The sequence below is a fragment of the Bradyrhizobium sp. SZCCHNGR1005 genome, assembly GCF_032489995.1.
Lineage (GTDB): Bacteria > Pseudomonadota > Alphaproteobacteria > Rhizobiales > Xanthobacteraceae > Bradyrhizobium.
This window is the reverse complement of record NZ_JAUEZC010000007.1, coordinates 164,735-181,088: the sequence shown is the minus strand read 5'-3', so window position 1 is coordinate 181,088 and position 16,354 is coordinate 164,735. Positions and strand designations below refer to the sequence as shown.

At 64.4% G+C, this 16,354-nt stretch carries 15 protein-coding genes and 1 pseudogene; 13 read left to right on the top strand and 3 right to left on the bottom strand.

The window, feature by feature from the left end:
* The first annotated feature begins 2 nt into the window (after positions 1 to 2).
* The 4 genes from xylB (at position 3) to QXZ85_RS26495 (ending at position 5,218) form a co-directional block, all read left to right on the top strand.
* Entirely contained in the window at positions 3 to 1,448 is a 1,446-nt protein-coding gene (gene xylB, locus QXZ85_RS26510; protein WP_315701390.1) for a xylulokinase, read from the top strand.
* A 157-nt stretch (positions 1,449 to 1,605) separates the two neighbouring features.
* Complete coding sequence (locus QXZ85_RS26505; protein ID WP_315701391.1) at positions 1,606 to 3,129, top strand: sugar ABC transporter ATP-binding protein; 1,524 nt, start codon at positions 1,606 to 1,608, stop codon at positions 3,127 to 3,129.
* The gene (locus tag QXZ85_RS26500; protein WP_315701392.1) at positions 3,122 to 4,162 is read left to right on the top strand and encodes an ABC transporter permease subunit; all 1,041 of its coding nucleotides are present in this window, start codon (positions 3,122 to 3,124) and stop codon (positions 4,160 to 4,162) included. Before QXZ85_RS26505 ends, QXZ85_RS26500 begins: the two co-directional genes overlap by 8 nt.
* Positions 4,163 to 4,267: 105 nt before the next feature.
* Positions 4,268 to 5,218: an ABC transporter substrate-binding protein gene (locus tag QXZ85_RS26495; RefSeq protein WP_315767155.1), complete on the top strand. Its 951-nt coding sequence runs from the start codon at positions 4,268 to 4,270 to the stop codon at positions 5,216 to 5,218.
* A gap of 58 nt (positions 5,219 to 5,276) precedes the next feature.
* Here QXZ85_RS26495 and QXZ85_RS26490 read toward each other — a convergent pair whose 3' ends face one another.
* On the bottom strand, positions 5,277 to 6,449 hold the full coding sequence (locus QXZ85_RS26490; RefSeq protein WP_316175146.1) for a GGDEF domain-containing protein: 1,173 nt from the start codon (positions 6,447 to 6,449) through the stop codon (positions 5,277 to 5,279).
* Between the two features lie 157 nt (positions 6,450 to 6,606).
* Positions 6,607 to 7,392: an IclR family transcriptional regulator C-terminal domain-containing protein gene (locus tag QXZ85_RS26485; RefSeq protein ID WP_316175145.1), complete on the bottom strand. Its 786-nt coding sequence runs from the start codon at positions 7,390 to 7,392 to the stop codon at positions 6,607 to 6,609.
* Positions 7,393 to 7,515: 123 nt separating this feature from the next.
* On the opposite strand from QXZ85_RS26485, the gene QXZ85_RS26480 reads away from it, so the two are divergent.
* The 8 genes and pseudogenes from QXZ85_RS26480 to QXZ85_RS26445 all read left to right on the top strand — a co-directional run bounded on the left by QXZ85_RS26480 (position 7,516) and on the right by QXZ85_RS26445 (position 14,892).
* A complete protein-coding gene (locus QXZ85_RS26480; RefSeq protein WP_316168600.1) occupies positions 7,516 to 8,874 on the top strand; it encodes an aromatic ring-hydroxylating dioxygenase subunit alpha in 1,359 nt (452 codons plus the stop codon).
* 172 nt (positions 8,875 to 9,046) lie between these two features.
* Positions 9,047 to 10,483, top strand: coding sequence for a glutamine synthetase family protein (locus QXZ85_RS26475; protein ID WP_315701397.1), 1,437 nt, complete (start codon positions 9,047 to 9,049; stop codon positions 10,481 to 10,483).
* Positions 10,484 to 10,629: 146 nt separating this feature from the next.
* Complete coding sequence (locus QXZ85_RS26470; protein WP_315730297.1) at positions 10,630 to 11,238, top strand: hypothetical protein; 609 nt, start codon at positions 10,630 to 10,632, stop codon at positions 11,236 to 11,238.
* A 586-nt stretch (positions 11,239 to 11,824) separates the two neighbouring features.
* Entirely contained in the window at positions 11,825 to 12,043 is a 219-nt protein-coding gene (locus QXZ85_RS26465; protein WP_315701399.1) for a hypothetical protein, read from the top strand.
* A gap of 264 nt (positions 12,044 to 12,307) precedes the next feature.
* Positions 12,308 to 12,838, top strand: a complete 531-nt coding sequence (locus tag QXZ85_RS26460; protein ID WP_316175142.1) for a ParB N-terminal domain-containing protein — start codon at positions 12,308 to 12,310, stop codon at positions 12,836 to 12,838.
* 440 nt (positions 12,839 to 13,278) lie between these two features.
* Positions 13,279 to 13,752, top strand: a complete 474-nt coding sequence (locus tag QXZ85_RS26455; protein ID WP_316175139.1) for a hypothetical protein — start codon at positions 13,279 to 13,281, stop codon at positions 13,750 to 13,752.
* Positions 13,753 to 13,862: 110 nt separating this feature from the next.
* Positions 13,863 to 14,094, top strand: a pseudogene (locus tag QXZ85_RS26450) (cytochrome P450); the annotation flags it as partial.
* 216 nt (positions 14,095 to 14,310) lie between these two features.
* Entirely contained in the window at positions 14,311 to 14,892 is a 582-nt protein-coding gene (locus QXZ85_RS26445; protein WP_316175137.1) for an ATP-binding protein, read from the top strand.
* On the opposite strand, the gene QXZ85_RS26440 is transcribed toward QXZ85_RS26445, so the two are convergent.
* Positions 14,878 to 15,303, bottom strand: a complete 426-nt coding sequence (locus tag QXZ85_RS26440; RefSeq protein WP_316175135.1) for a hypothetical protein — start codon at positions 15,301 to 15,303, stop codon at positions 14,878 to 14,880. The genes QXZ85_RS26445 and QXZ85_RS26440 overlap by 15 nt on opposite strands.
* A gap of 240 nt (positions 15,304 to 15,543) precedes the next feature.
* Here QXZ85_RS26440 and QXZ85_RS26435 point away from each other — a divergent pair, with 240 nt between their 5' ends.
* On the top strand, positions 15,544 to 16,311 hold the full coding sequence (locus QXZ85_RS26435) for a hypothetical protein (RefSeq protein WP_316175133.1): 768 nt from the start codon (positions 15,544 to 15,546) through the stop codon (positions 16,309 to 16,311).
* The last annotated feature ends 43 nt before the right edge of the window (positions 16,312 to 16,354 follow it).

Below are 16,354 nucleotides of genomic sequence, written 5' to 3'. Positions count from 1 at the left end.
ACATGTATCTCGGGATCGATCTCGGCACCTCGGCGGTCAAGACCATCCTCGTCGATGAGGCGCAACGGGTGGTCGCAAGCCGCAGCCACGCCTTGACCATCAGCACGCCCAGGCCCGGCTATTCGGAGCAGGATCCTGCGCACTGGATCGATGCCGCCTTTGCGACGCTGGACGCATTGCAGGCGGAGCATCCGCGCGAGCTGGCCGAGGTCGAGGGCATCGGCCTGTCAGGGCAGATGCATGGCCCGGTGCTGCTCGACAGCAGCTTCACACCGTTGCGGCCCTGCATCCTCTGGAACGATGGGCGATCGGCGGCGGAATGCAGGCTGCTGGAGCAGCGCTGGCCGGGCTTACGCGCGGTGACCGGCAACAAGGCGATGCCCGGCTTTGCCGCGCCGAAGCTCCTGTGGATCGCCGTGCACGAGCCGGAGATCTTTGCGGCGACCAAACTGGTCTTGCTTCCGAAAGCCTATCTCCGCCTGATCCTGTCGGGCGAGGCGATCGAGGATGTCTCTGACGCATCCGGATCATTATGGCTCGATGTCCACGAGCGGGACTGGTCGGATGACGGCCTCGCCGCCAGCGGCCTGTCGCGCGCGCAGATGCCGCGTCTCGTCGAGGGCTCGTCGCCAGCTGGCCGGCTGCGCAGCGAACTGGCGCAGCGCTGGGGCATGCGCAAGCACCCGATCATCGCCGGCGGTGGCGGCGACAATCCGGCCGGCGCGGTCGGGATCGGCGCGATCCGGCCTGGCTCCGCCTTCATCACGCTCGGAACCTCCGGCGCGGTGCTGACACCGACCGATCACGTTGCCGCCAATCCCGAGCGTGTGGTCCACACCTTCTGTCACGCGATCCCAAAGATGTGGATCCAGGCCGGCGCGATCCTCTCGGCGGCATCGTGCCTAGCCTGGCTGGCGCGGCTGCTTGGTGCCTCCGAGGCCGAACTGCTGGCGCCGCTCGGGGCGCGGCCAAAGGCGCCCTCGCCCGTCAGCTTCCTGCCTTATCTCGCCGGCGAACGGACGCCGCATGACGATCCCGATGCGCGCGGCCTGCTCGATGGACTGAGCCACGCCACCGACCGGCCCGCGCTGGTGCAGGCCGTGCTGGAAGGCGTGGCCTTCGCGCTCGCCGATTGCCGCGATGCGCTCGCAAGCGCCGGCATCGCGATGACGCAAGCCGACGCCATCGGCGGCGGTTCACGCTCGCCGTTCTGGCTGTCGGTGCTCGCGAATGTGCTCGATGTTCCCATCCATCGCTTCGCCGAAGGCGAAACCGGTGCGGCCTTTGGCGCCGCACGGCTGGGACGCCTGGCAGTCACGGGCGAGGCCATCGAAGTCGTATGCACGCCGCCGCGACGAATCGAGACCTTCGCGCCGGAGCCTGCGCTCGCGGAAGCCTATGCCGAACGGCTGCCCCATTGGCGGAAGCTGTACCGGCCCGGCCGCTGAGAGTCCTGCGCAACGCCGCAATCTGCAGCCGACCTCGATCCGTCAACACATACCTCTTCAGTATTGCTCTCGGCGACAGCCTCTAGTTTAATGTGCGTTCTGCGTCGCCTGCAAACGAGACGTGGAACATAAAAGACGACGTGCGCCGGGAGGCACGATGAGCGGTCCGATCCTTGAGATGCGTGGGGTCTCAAAGTCTTTCTTCGGCATCAAGGCGCTGCACAAGGTCGACCTGACCGTCTATGCCGGTGAGATTCACGCCCTGATGGGCGAAAATGGCGCCGGCAAATCGACATTGATGAAGATCCTCTCGGGCGCCTATCGTCCCGATCCCGGCGGCGAGATCCGCATCGATGGCCATCAGGTCCGCATCGAGGGACCGCTCGGCGGCCGCGCGGCCGGCATCGCGATCATCTACCAGGAGTTGTCGCTCGCGCCGAACCTGACGGTCGCGGAGAATATCTATCTCGGGCGCGAGGTCTCGCAGTCCGGGCTGCTCGCACGCGGCACCATGCGCGAGCGCGTCGGCCCGATCCTCGACCGGCTCGGCGCCGATTTCACGCCGTCGACCCTGGTGGCGGAGCTGTCGATGGGCCAGCGCCAGCTGGTCGAGATCGCCCGAGCCCTGCACGCGCGCTCGAAGATCCTGATCATGGACGAGCCGACCACCTCGCTGTCGGCGGCCGAAAGCGAACGGCTGTTCACGCTGATCCGGCAGCTGCGCAGCGAGGGCCTCGCCATCATCTACATCTCGCATCGCATGGACGAGGTCTATGCGCTCGGCGACCGCGTCACCGTGTTGCGCGACGGTCGCCTCGTAGGCTCGCTCGACAAGCCGGAGATCCGCGCCGACACCATCGTGCGGCTGATGGTGGGGCGCGAGGTGTCCTCATTCTATAAGAAAGAACACGATCCGAATGCGACCGCAGGCCGGCCCGTGCTCACGGCCACCGACATGGCTGACGGGCAGCGCGTCCGGGGTTGTTCGCTCACCGTCCACGCGGGCGAGGTGGTCGGGCTTGCCGGCCTCATCGGCGCCGGCCGCACCGAGCTTGCGCATCTCATCATCGGCGCGGCACCGAAGATTTCAGGTCATGTCGAGCTCGACGGCCGCCCCGTCGCGATCCGCACGCCCGGTGAGGCGCTCGACGCCGGCATCGCCTATCTGACCGAGGACAGGAAGGCGCTCGGCCTGTTTCTGGACATGTCCTGCCTCGACAACATCAACCTCGCCGTGATCGGCCGCGACGCCAAGCTCGCCGGCTTTCTCGATCGCGACAAGGCGCGCGACCGCGCGGAAAAAGCTTTCAGCGCGCTCGGCATTCGCGCGGCCAGCGTTGGTGTTCCCGTCGGTGGCCTCTCCGGCGGCAACCAGCAGAAGGTGCTGCTGTCGCGCCTCTTGGCGACGACGCCGAAGGTCTTGATCCTGGACGAGCCGACGCGCGGCGTCGATGTCGGCGCGAAGTCGGAGATCTATGCGATCATCGACAATCTCGCCAAGTCCGGCACTGCGATCCTGGTCATCTCCTCCGATTTGCCAGAGATCATCGGCATCTGCGACCGCGTGCTCGTGATGCGCGTAGGCCATATCGCCGGCGAGGTCCGGCGCAGCGCGACATCATCTATCAGTCAGGAGGATATCATGGCCTTGGCCACCGGAACGGAGCACGTCGATGCCTGACAACAGTTCAGTTCAGGCGAAGGCCGCCCCTGCTCCCGGCTTCGCAGCCGCACAGGAGACAAAGCGTCAGCGCATCCGCATGGTCATCCGCGCCGTCGGCATGCTGCCTGTGCTGCTGATCCTCTGCATCGGCTTTCACTTCCTCTCGGACGGCCGCTTCTTCAGCGGACAGAATCTCGGCATCGTGTTGCAGCAGGCTGCGGTGAACACGGTGCTCGCCGCCGGCATGACCTTCGTGATCCTGACCGGCGGCATCGACCTGTCGGTCGGCTCGATCCTCGCGGCGGCCGCCATGGCCGGTCTCACCGTCTCAAAGCTTCCCGATCTCGGCTCGCTGTGGCTGCCGGCGGCCGTGCTCACCGGCCTCGGCTTCGGTGTCATCAATGGCGCGCTGATTGCGCTGCTGCGCCTGCCGCCCTTCATCGTCACGCTCGGTTCGCTTACGGCGGTGCGCGGGCTCGCGCGGCTGATGGGTGCCGACACGACTGTGTTCAATCCGTCGATCCCTTATGCTTTCATCGGCAATGCCTCGCTGCCGCTCATTCCCGGCGTGATCTCGCTTCCCTGGCTCTCGGTGATCGCGCTGCTGGTGATCCTGGTGTCGTGGCTGGTCCTGCGCCGCACCGTGCTCGGCGTGCACATCTACGCGGTCGGCGGCAATGAGAGCGCGGCGCGGCTCGCCGGCATCAAGGTGTGGGCGGTGCTGATCTTCGTCTACGGCATCTCCGGGCTGCTCGCCGGCCTCGGCGGCGCGATGCAGGCGGCGCGGCTCTATGCGGCCAACGGGCTGCAGCTCGGCCAGTCCTACGAGCTCGACGCGATCACCGCGGTGATCCTCGGCGGCACATCCTTTGTCGGCGGCATCGGCTCGATCTGGGGCACGCTGGTCGGCGCGCTGATCATCGCCGTGTTGTCGAACGGCCTCATTCTCACCGGCGTCTCCGACATCTGGCAATATGTGATCAAGGGCCTCGTCATCATCGGCGCCGTCGCGCTCGACCGCTACCGGCTGCAAGGCTCGGCGCGGACTTGAACCATCTCTGCACAGAGGAGCGAGCGTCCGCGCCACTCCATCGATTTTCTCACGGCATCTGGTCCACCGTGCCGAGAAGTGATGAAAGGACCAGGGAGGAAACCTATGTTGAAGACTGTCTTGCTTTGCGGCGTTGCCGCCGTCGCGCTCGCGCTGAGCCCCGCGCCGTCATCGGCCAAGGAGCTGAAATCGATCGGCATCTCGCTGGGCTCGCTCGGCAACCCGTTCTTCGTTGCGCTGTCGAAGGGCGCCGAGTTCGAGGCCAAGAAAGCCAACCCGAACGTCAAGATCACCACTGTCGGCTTCGAATATGATCTCGGCAAGCAGGTGACGCAGATCGACAATTTCATCGCCGCCGGTGTCGACCTCATCCTCTTGAACCCCGGCGATCCCAAGGCGATCGGGCCGGCGATCAAGAAGGCGCAGGCCGCGGGCGTCATCGTCGTCGCGGTCGACACTGCGGCCGAAGGCGCCGACGCCACCATCACCACCAACAACGTCCAGGCTGGCGAGATTTCCTGCCAGTACATCGTCGACAAGCTCGGCGGCAAAGGCGACGTCATCATCGAGAACGGGCCGCAGGTCTCGGCGGTGATCGACCGCGTCACTGGCTGCAAGAGCGTGTTCGCCAAGGCACCGGGCATCAAGGTGCTCTCCAGCGATCAGGACGGCAAGGGCTCACGCGAGGGCGGCCTGACGGTGGCGCAGGGCTACCTGACGCGTTTCCCGAAGATCGACGCCATCTTCGCCATCAACGATCCGCAGGCGATCGGCACCGATCTCGCCGCGCGGCAGCAGCAGCGCACCGGCATCGTCATCACGTCGGTCGACGGCGCGCCCGATATCGAGGCCGCGCTGAAGGATCCCGCCGCGAAGCAGATCCAGGCGTCCGCGTCGCAGGACCCGTTCTTCATGGCGCGCCGCGCCGTGCAGGTCGGCGTCGGCATCCTCAACGGTCAGAAGCCGGCCTCCACCGTCGAGCTCCTGCCGTCGAAACTCATCACCCGCGACAATGTCGGCGAGTACAAGGGTTGGACGTCCGAGCGGAAGGAGTAAGTCGGCCTGCCGTCACGATATCTCGTGCGGACGCCGCGCGCCCGGCGTCCACGCCGTCTCACACGACGGACCCTGCGACCAAGCGAGCGTCGGCCGCAGGCTGAATCGGAGGGCTCGCGAGCGACAGCGCAGCTGCGGCATCAGCCGCAGCTGGTGCAATCTCGTCGGCCCAGCACCATCGGCGGCCACCGGCGTGCTTGGCCGCATAGAGGGCGCGGTCGGCGCGGTCGAGCAACGCATCGGCGCCGATGCGGCCGGGCTCGTGCGTGATCAGGATGCCGGCGCTGGCGCCGATCAGCACGCTCTCGCCCGCCAGCAGGAACGGACGTGACAATCCCCCGACCGCGGCGCGGGTCAGCGCAAGCGCCGCCTCCCGCCCGGCCGGTCCGTCCGGGACCTCCTGCAACAGCATGAACTCGTCGCCGCCGAAGCGCGCCGCCAGCCCTGCACCGACACAGCCGCGCAAGCGCATGGCGACCTGCCGAAGCAGTTCGTCGCCGGCCAGATGTCCGAAGCGATCATTGACCGGCTTGAAGCCGTCGAGATCGATCGCAACGATCGCCGCGCGACAATCGAGGCGGTCGAGTGCGGCAAGAAATGCCGCGCGGTTCGGCAGGCCGGTGAGGAAATCCTGGTTCGCTTGGCGGGCGAGCGCCTGTTTGGCCTCGATCCGCTCGGTGAAGGCGGCCGTCAACCGATACGACGTGCCGCGCAGGGTGATCCAGAACAGCACCAACATGCCGGCGCCCATGCGATAGATCGGCTCGGGCTGCAGCAGGCAGGAAAGTGCAGTCGGGATCAGCAGCAAGGCCGACGACGACATGACGATCCACGGGCTGACCCGCGAGACGATGCCGACGCAGAAGGCCATCGACAGGCCGAAGCAAATCCAGATGCCCGGGGCATCGCCGATCTGGAAGGCGCGCGCCGACAAGGCCCCCACTGCAAGAGCAAAAGCGGCGGCACCGACGCCATAGAGCCGCTCCCAGTGGACGATGTCGGCGCCATTGAAGCGATCGAACCGAACAGCGAACAGGTGAAGCTTGATGATGCGGGCGGCGCCGACGACGAACAGCAGCAGGGTCAGCACGGCGTAGCCGGGATCGCGCGCCACGACGGCCATCCCCGCGCCGATCACCACGGCCGCCACCGAGATGGTCCCGACCAGCAGCATCGATCCGTACAGCAGATGAACCAGCTCGCGTCGCGTATCCGGGTCTTGCCGCTCCATGACTGCCTCATTGCATCAAGGCGCGCACTATCAGGCGCCGGCCTTAATGAAACATCGCCATGCCGCGGCGAGGCAGCCATGCGATGATCATGATTAAGGGTGTATCAATCGGCCGCGGCGGTGAATTGCCTGCCGCATGAAGCGCCCGCTCGTCGGATCAAAGCAGCTGCGGCCGCACCGATGCGGCGGCGTCCTGCAGCAGCGGCAGGAAGCGCGCGATCATCTCGTCGACAGAGATGCGGTCGACATGGCTGCCGATATTGATGGCGGCGACGATGACGTCGTCATAGCGCCGCACCGGCACCGAGATCGAGCGGAAATGCGGCTCGGCCTCGCGATCGACCAGCGAGTAGCCGTTGTTGCGATCGGCAGCGATCATGGCCACGAGCCGCCGCGGATCGGTCACCGTCTGCGGCGTCAGCGCCTGCAACGGCGCTGACTTGAGCCGCTCGCGAAGCTCGGCGTCGCTGAACTGGCCGAGCATCGCGCGGCCGACCGAGGTGCAGAACGCCGGCAGGCGATAGCCGATCTCCAGCCCGCCGGAGAACACGCGCACCGGACCGCCGCGGGCGATGAAGACCACCTCCTGGCCGTCGAGCACCGCCAGCGAGGCGATCTCCCTGGCGCGCTCGGCCACACGATCCAGCACCGGCTGCAGCACGCTGACGAGCTGGCTCGAGCGCAGGAAGGATGAGGCGAGCGTCAGCACCTGCGGCGTCAGCGCGAACAGCTTGCCGTCGCTCGTGACGAAACCGCCCCGCTGCAGGGTCAGCAGGATGCGGCGCGCAGTCGCCCGCGGCAAATCGGATGCGCGCGCGATATCGCTCAATGTCATCGCGCCCGGGCGCGTGCCGAACACCTGCAAGAGCCGCAAGCCGCGATCGAGGCTCTCGACGTAATCGGTGGCGGCCTCGCCGCCGTCCTCGCGCTTCAGCTTCGGCATTGCCTCGTTCCGCGCCGCAACGCGGTGAAAACTCGTGCTTGCGGCCCTGTCCGGACATGGCATAATTCGCCCATATGTTCAATAGCCGAACAAGAGCTGCAGCCACGGAAGGAACGCCCCACCATGATGAGCCAGGAGCAGAACGACCTGATCACCCGCGTTGGGCCCAAGGACCCTTGCGGCAGGCTGATGCGCCAGTACTGGCAGCCGGCGGCGCTGGTCGATGAGCTCAGCGGCGAGCGGCCGGTGCGCCCGGTGCGGCTGCTCGGCGAAAATCTCGTGCTGTTTCGCGACCCGCAGGGCCGCTACGGGTTGATCGACCGCCAGTGTGCGCATCGCGGCGCCGATCTGGCCTTCGGCCGGCTCGAAGGCGGCGGCCTGCGCTGCTCGTTCCACGGCTGGCTGTTCGACGTCAGCGGCCAATGCCTGGAGACGCCGGCGGAGCCTGCGGGCTCCAACCTCTGCGCCAACATCAGGCAGCGCTCTTATCCGGTGGTCGAGAAGAGCGGCATCCTCTGGGCCTATCTCGGCGAAGGCACCCCGCCCGCCTTCCCCGAACTCGACTGCTTCAGCGCGCCCGACACGCACGTCTTCGCCTTCAAGGGCCACTGGGCCTGCAACTGGCTGCAGGCGCTCGAGGTCGGCATCGATCCGTCGCACGCCTCGTATCTGCATCGGTTCTTCGAGGACGAGGACACTTCGACGGCCTATGGCCGCCAGTTCCGCGGAGCCTCCGCCGGCACCGACCTGCCGATGACCAAGATCCTGCGCGAATATGATCGCCCGATCATCAATGTCGAGCACACCGAGTATGGACTGCGGCTGATCACGCTGCGCGAGATCGATGACGTCAGCACCCATGTGCGTGTCACCAACCAGCTGTTCCCGCATGCCTTCGTGATTCCGATGAGCACGGAGATGACGATCACGCAGTATCACGTGCCGATCGACGACGAGAACTGCTACTGGTATTCGATCTTCACCAGCTATGGCGCGCCGGTCGACAAGCAGAAGATGCGCGACCAGCGCCTCCAGATGTACGAGCTGCCGGACTACATCTCGCGCCGGAACAAGGCAAATAACTACGGCTTCGACGCCAGCGAGCAGCAGACCGCGACCTATACCGGCATGGGCCACGACATCAACGTGCACGACCAGTGGGCGGTGGAATCGATGGGGCCGATCCAGGATCGCACCAAGGAGCATCTCGGCACCAGCGACAAGGCGATCGTGCAATATCGCCGCCTGCTGCGGGGCGAGATCGAGAAGGTCGCGCGCGGCGAGAAGCCGATCCTGTGCCTGGACGCGGAGACCGCGCGCAGCATCCAGGGCCCGGCGACGATGGACGGCATCGGCCCGACCAAGGGCTGGGAGCTCTATTGGATGGAGGTCGACGTCAAGCGCCGGCGCGGCGCGCCCTGGGCGGCCCCGGTGCCGAAGGACATCGCCGGCAAGGTGACGCATCTCACCGCGGCGGAGTAGTGGCGCTTTCGACTCCCGTCATTCCGGGATGGCGCGTAAGCGCCAGACCCGGAATCTCGAGATTCCGGGTTCGATGCTCCGGCAAAATGGCTTCGCCATTTTGTCGTGCGCATCGCCCCGGAATGACCGACTATGTGGCTCGTTTTCCATTCAAGATACTTAAGAGGATCGCGTGACCTTCGTAAGCCGCCATGGCCTGTGGACTGACGAGCAGCGGGAAGCGGCGCAGAGGCTTGCCCGCATCGTCGAGGAGAAGAACCTCGAAGTGATCAGGCTCTCGTTCCCTGATCAGCACGGCATCCTGCGCGGCAAGACGCTGATCGCGACTGAGGCGGTCGCCTCGCTGGAGAGCGGCTGCTCGATCACGACCACGATGCTGGCCAAGGACACCTCGCACCGCACGGTGTTCCCGGTGTTCACCAAGGGCGGCGGCTTCGGCATGAGCGAAATGGAGGGCGCCGCCGACGTCGTGATGGTGCCGGATCCCACAACCTTCCGCGTGCTGCCGTGGGCGCCGACCACGGGCTGGGTGCTGTGCGACGTCTATTTCAGCGACGGCCGGCCGGTGCCGTTCGCCACCCGCCAGATCTATCGCAACGTGCTCGGCGATCTCGCCCAGCGCGGCTACGACTATGTCGCGGGGCTGGAGGTCGAGTTTCACGTCTTCAAGCTCGAGGACGCCAGGATGGCGGTCGAAGATGCCGGCCAGCCGGGACAGCCGCCGTCCGTCAGCCTGCTCTCGCACGGCTATCAATATCTCACCGAGCAACGCTTCGATCAGATGGAGCCGGTGCTGGAGATCTTGCGCCGCGACATCCTCGCGCTCGGCCTGCCGTTGCGCTCGGTCGAGGTCGAGTTCGGCCCGAGCCAATGCGAGTTCACGTTCCAGCCGCGCAAGGGGCTCGAGCCCGCCGACACCATGGTGCTGTTCCGCTCGGCGATCAAACAGATCGCGCGCCGCCACGGCTATCATGCCACCTTCATGTGCCGGCCGAAGCTGCCGAACGTGTTCGCCTCCGGCTGGCATCTGCACCAATCGCTGGTCTCGCGCGCCGATGGCAGCAACGCCTTCATGGCGAGTGCGGGCGGCGAGCCGCTCTCCGCGTTCGGCCGCAACTATCTCGCCGGCCTGCTCACGCATGCCCGCGCCTCCACCGTGTTCACGACGCCGACCATCAACGGCTACAAGCGCTACCGCTCCTATTCGCTGGCGCCGGACCGCGCGATCTGGGGCCGCGACAACCGCGGCGTGATGATCCGCGTGCTCGGCGGCGCCGGCGATTCTGCGACACGGCTGGAGAACCGGATCGGCGAGCCGGCCGCCAATCCCTATCTCTACATGGCCTCGCAGATCCTCTCCGGCCTCGACGGCGTCGACCGCGCACTCGATCCCGGTCCATCGGCGGATACGCCGTACGAGACCAAGGCCGAGCTGTTGCCGAAGTCGCTGCGCGAGGCGGTGTTCGCGCTGCATGACGATCCGTTCTTCCGCGAGAAGTTCGGCGCGCAGTTCATCGACTATTACGTGCACATCAAGACCGCGGAGATCGAGCGTTTCCAGGCCGAGGTGTCGGACTGGGAGCAGCGCGAATATTTCGAGATGTTTTGAACACACCGGGACCGGCGATCTTCAAAGACTCGCTTCAAAGACCCGCGCCGCCACAAAACCGTTGCGTTCCGGTCCGTTGACTCACGTCAATATGAGCAGGCACCGATCCGGCGATGATCCCGCGAGATCAACGCATGGAGGCAAGGATGCCCGAGCAGAGCAGTGTGCATGTCTATCTGAATTGGGCCAAGGAGCGCATCGACGAGATGGATGCCGCTTTGGCCTCGTTCGAAGTCAAGGCGAGCCAGTCGGCCGCCGAGATGAAGCCGAAAGTCGATCAGCTGATCGCGGATCTGAAGCAGCGCCGCGACGAGTTCAAGGCCGCGCTGAAATCGCAAGGTGACGCCGGCGAGGCCGCCTGGCAGCGCGCCAAGGCGGATATGGAAACGCAGTGGGACGGCTTCGAAGCGCAGGTGAAGACCTATTTCGACGGCCTCGGCCAGCAGATCGAGCAGCAGCAGGCCACCTTCAAGGACGTCGCCGCGGCGCAAGCCAAGGCGTGGCGCGAGGCGGCCGCGACATTCCATGACGCCGCCGCGAAGATCGCAGCCACCGGCCAGGCCAATGTCGAAGCCGCGATCGCGCAGATGAAGTCGGATGCGGCGGAGGCCGAGGCGAGGCTGCAGACTTTGAAGAAGGCCGGCACGGACTCCTGGGCCGTGTTGAGCGCAGCGCTCGCCGACACCCGCAAGACCTTCGACCAGGCCAACCAGGCCGCGTGGGATGCGCTGAAAGGCGCAAGCTCGAAGAAATAAGTGCCCGCGCCGGGCGATCGGATCGATGCGACTTCCACCCGGCACCCGACTGTGCACGCGCCGGCAGCAGGCCTTCCCTTCTGCCGCAGGGCAATCGCCTATGGCTTGAATAGCTTCGGGCAGCCTTCTTTGCGGCCATCCTTCGAGACGCCCGCCTGCGGCGGGCTCCTCAGGATGAGGACATTTTCCGCGGTGAATCGTAGACCCTCATGGTGAGGATCCGCCATTATGCCGCGAAGTCGCCCTCGTCCTGAGGAACGCACCGGAGACGAGCGTCTCGAAGGATGGCCGCGCGAGACATCGTCGGCCTGTTTTCCCAAGCCCTGCGCGCTTCCCGCGATCGCAACGTCTTCACGTCGCGACGATCGCGTCGCAATGCAGCATTGCGGCGCAATTTTGGCGCACGCAAATTTGAGAAGCTGCCAGCGCCGGCACGCATGCTCCGTTGCATGCCTGCCCCGTAGGCTAACGGATTCCAAACCGGCGGCGGTTAGCTCATGTGATTCAGGGCCAGTCGGCGTGCATTCCGAGGCGAATGCTGACGGCATGGAAGCTTTGAGCTCAGCGAGTTCGGCGAGAGGGTAACGTGTACGAGCTGACCGATCCCATCAAAACCTACATGGAACGAGCGCTGGAAGAGACCTGCCGCGTGCTGCCGAATGGCGGCGATCATGAGGTCCGCGCCTTCATCGCCCAGCGCCTGGCAGACGCCGCCCAGAGCCGGAGGACGACGCTCGGGGAACTCGGCATCGTCGCCCGCAAGGCGCTGGCGGATTTTCGCGGCTCCCCGCGCCGCTCCGTCTGAGCGTTGCGGCTCAACGTCCCGCGCGAGTTCGCGGGTGTCCCGCACCTGAGCGCCGCAGCTGCATTCAATGACGTCGCGATGGTGCCGTCGCGCAAGCAAGGCACGCCCCGATCGCCACGCTTGCGATCCGAAGCGCAATGTCCCTATTGTGGATGCGCGTGCCCCGTGTCTCCATCGCTTGCGCGATGCTCGTTCCGACTTGGGATCCGCGACACATTCCGACCGGTCCGTCGGATCGGGCGCGATCACCAGGGAGCATCAACTGTGTCCGAGCCGGAAAGCTTCCCCATCGAAAAGATCCGCGTTCCCGAGAAGAAACGGAGCGCTCTCAACCCCGAGGTGGTGCAAGACATCGCGGAGAGCATTCTGGACATCGGACAGCAGGATGCGATCCTGATTCGGCGCGAGAAGGACCACTTCGTCCTGGTCGAGGGACTTCATCGGCTGGAAGCGTGCAAGGCGCTCGGGGAACGCGCGATCCTCGGACGGCTGGTCTCGGCCGAGGCGGCCCGCGAGAGGACGCAACCGTCTCAAGCTTTAGACGCAGAACGCGAGAAGATGGAGCGACTGAGGAAACTCCGTCTCGAAAAAGAGGCTGCGGAGCAGCTCGCCCATGCATCAAGAGCTGGTGCAGAGGCGGACGCTGCGAGGCGTCAGCGCGCGTACCTGGAGACGACGATGCGGAGCAAGCCCACCGCAACGTCGAAACAATCGCGTCCTACGCGTTCCGGATCAGCACCGCGGACGTTGTCGGACTGGATCAAGCAACAAGAGCGCAGTGGCGGTCGATATTGAGCGTCTAACCGCACGACCGGCCGGCCCTGACTCGCCCGCGAAGTTCCAGTCGGCAGCAGCCCGAAGGGCGGAGCAGCGCAGCATGATCCACCGCGATATTCTTGTGGAATACCGGAATTACGTTGACAGTGTGCTTAATCCGGCGCGACCCGATCATGATTGTTGCCCCCAGCGCCGACGCCCATACCCAGCAATTAAGTGCACTGTCACCGTAACCACCCATGGGTTCGGGTTTCGGGGCCCGCTGAATTTGGGGGTGAAGCTGCAGTAGACGAAAGGCACGAGGAGCTGCTACTCTTCTTCGCCTGAGTGCTGTCGCTTAGCACGTGGACATTAGACCGCGCCACGTCCAGGGGACATTTTTATGCATCAGCACGGACTACTTGTCAGTTAATTTTGTTGTAGCTAACTTGTTGCTAAAGGAGCTGGAGGGTAGTGCCATGAGAAATTTGATTGTTATTTTGCTTATCTTGGCGGGCACAAATGTGTCATTCGCAGCCTGCAACTATACTGAAATGCAAACGCACATGGTTTGGAATTGGTACGCAGGTGAAGGAGCATACCAATCCTGTTGGGGAACCAGTGACGTACTGACAACCAAATGTGAGAAAGCCGACGTATCTCGAGAAGAGCGAGTAAAAATGCTTACTGCTCTTGTAAAGAAAAAAGATCGCAAAGGGATCGGCTGGTTTTATAGCGGTGCACAAAAATACATGAGTGGCAGCAAAGCTGAGCAGGCGGCAGCCGAATGCACATCAGGAGACATGTGGGAGGCAGCCATTCACGCCGTATCTTGTTACGATCCTCGCGGCGGCGGCGCGCATCTTATGTACGGCCAGAAAGCAACATGGCCGGAAGCCGCGGAGGCCGGATTTCCGCTTTGTGAACAGCCACGGGTGATTCCCAGGGACTGAAACGAGCGCGCCACCCCAACTTGTTACGGTGAACGTGCACTTCAGCGATCCATCCCGCGCTGCGATCCAACTCCGAATGGAGACGGCGCCAAGTCTCGCTATTTCGCGCACTATCACCGTCGGCCAGTCGCGACGAGCACCTGTTCGAAGACAGCGAACACGACGCGCTGCGCGCCCAACCACTGCGCCGGCGCCCACCTCTCCCGCCGCACCGTCGGCACGATCCTGCTGCCGATGCTGTTCGAGCGGTTTCCGAAGATGGAGCTGGTGGATGCGGCGAGCGTGCGGTGGCACGGGCTCGGGTTTCGGGGGCCGCTGGGGTTGGTGGTGAGGCTACAGTAGCGGCGCGAGGGCATCGTTCGACTGCGTGTTGCTCCGGTACACTTGATCCAGCCGCGAGTTCGTTGAGACCATGCTTTTCAAGTCGCCGCACGACGCGCAAATGTTTAGTGCACTGTCGCGGCACGTCATTTATCGCTTCGGATCTCCGGCGCTCGTGCGGCAATGGGGAATCAGAAAAATTAAGTTACTACCTTTGTTACTTCGCTCGGAGTTCGAATGGCTGAAGTGGTCTACCTCACTGGGGCACCGGCTACAGGCAAGAGTACTCTGACTCGGGCTTTGAAAGCTCAGATTCAGGATTTACAGATCTTCGAGTTTGGCGAACGACTGACGGCAAGGCTTCTGGGCTCAGGCCGGGTGAGCGATCAGGCTGAACTCCGGTCCCAATCGGCGCGAGCGATAACCCTCGACGATGTACGGGCAGTGGATCGTGAGCTACTAGATTTCGTGGCGATGCACAGGGCGACGTGCCCCGTTATTATCGACAGCCACGCGGTCACCAAGGAAAACTACGGCTATCGGGTAACGCCCTATAGCCTCAAGGAATTCGAGAATCTCGGGCCTACCCAGATCTGGGTGCTCTACACCGAACCGGAGGTGGCGCTCCAACGCATCGCTGCCAACGCACAGGGGCGACCGCAGATCACGGAAGAGGAAGCGCGCTTCCACACGCAACTTCAGGCCAGCGTCGCCATCACCTACGGAATGCACCTCGGGACGGCGATACACTTCTTCGACTCCGCCGTGCCAAGCGAGCAATTGGCATCTCAACTCGTCGCGAGACTATCGCGCTCCTGAATTGCGGCTGCGATCCTCGATGGCTTTCGCCATCTGCAGGTATCGCTTCAGCTGGCCTGCGCGCCACCGTCGTTCCGACCAGAACCACAATCTGCCATCGCGCACCACCAGCCGGAGAGCGGGCGGATCGACCGCTTCGAGGTGCGAGAGCAGCGTCGTCGGCAGGACCATACGTCCTGTGCCGTCGAGGTGGAGCCGGATGTACCGGTCCATCGCCGCCAGCGCGACTTCGCTTCGGTCCGGCTCGGTGAGACCTTGCAGGACCGCTTCGATCTGGGCGATCCGGTCCGCTCCCTCCCCCTTCCACGACACGACCTCGGCCGATCCGTTGGCTTCGAGGATCGCCAGGAGCTCGGTCGTCCCAGTCGACAGCCATTCCACACGTCGCCGGGCCATCAGCGGAATCGACACCCGATCTTTCGAAGACAGCCCCACGACCTCCGTCCAGACCGAAGGATGCACCCGTGACACCGGGTTCCAGTTTGGCTCGCGACCAGCGCTCATGGGACGATATGGGAAAAATTGAACAACAGGATTTCCACCGGCTTTCAACACATCTATACATGGAACTTGGCGGGAATGTCACCGTACGGCGTTTGCGTCTTGCTTGTCCGGAGTTTACGGTCTTGGGAAGAATTCAGGATCATGCCGATGCTTGCCCGTACCCGATCGCTGCCGCTAGAAAGCTCGCCCCCGCGCGCCTCGTTGACGGAGACCGTTTGCTGGTCGCGCATGCAGACCGAGGCCGGCCAGGAGCTTCAGGCGATCATCGACAGGAAGGAGCTCGAACGCTCGGCCGGGAACGGCGTGTTTTGCTGGGGCGTGGGCAATGCGCCTTCCCGATCCATCCCCCAACTCGCTCGCGCCGGCGCGGATGTCGACGTCGTCTTCTCGATCATGAAGTCTCGCCCAAAAGCGGTTGATGTCGTCCCCAGCCGTCTTCGCATCTGGCGGTCTTTCTTCGATCATTCCGGCCGGGAGAAGCCGCTGCCGCCGGCCACCCTCATTACGAGTAGAGCAGATGTCGGCATACGGGTCAGGAACGTCCACTATGCGTTGATGTGCCGATCGGATCAGCAGCTGAGGCTGGGCGATTTTGGACCATTCGACCCGAGCGCTTACCGCAACGTCTCCGACACTGGGGGAGCCGTAGGCGCGTCGCAAGTCACCGCCCTGCTCCGGCGCGTCTCCAGCGAAGCGGCCACTCCCGCGTACAAGGTAAATCTCAGGGCTAAGCTCGAGCAGGGTTACTGGGTCCGACTGGGAGACCCGATCGATCTGAGCGCAGATCGACGATTGATGCTCGAACGGATCTTGGCGAACCTGTCGTCCGTAAGCCCAGGCGAGTGGCTGCGGATAGTCTTCGATATGCGGTCGGGACCCTCCAGCGCGACCGAATTTCAGTCCAGGCTGTTCTAGCCTCCAAAAAGCATGTAGAACGAAACAGGAATCATCGACGGAC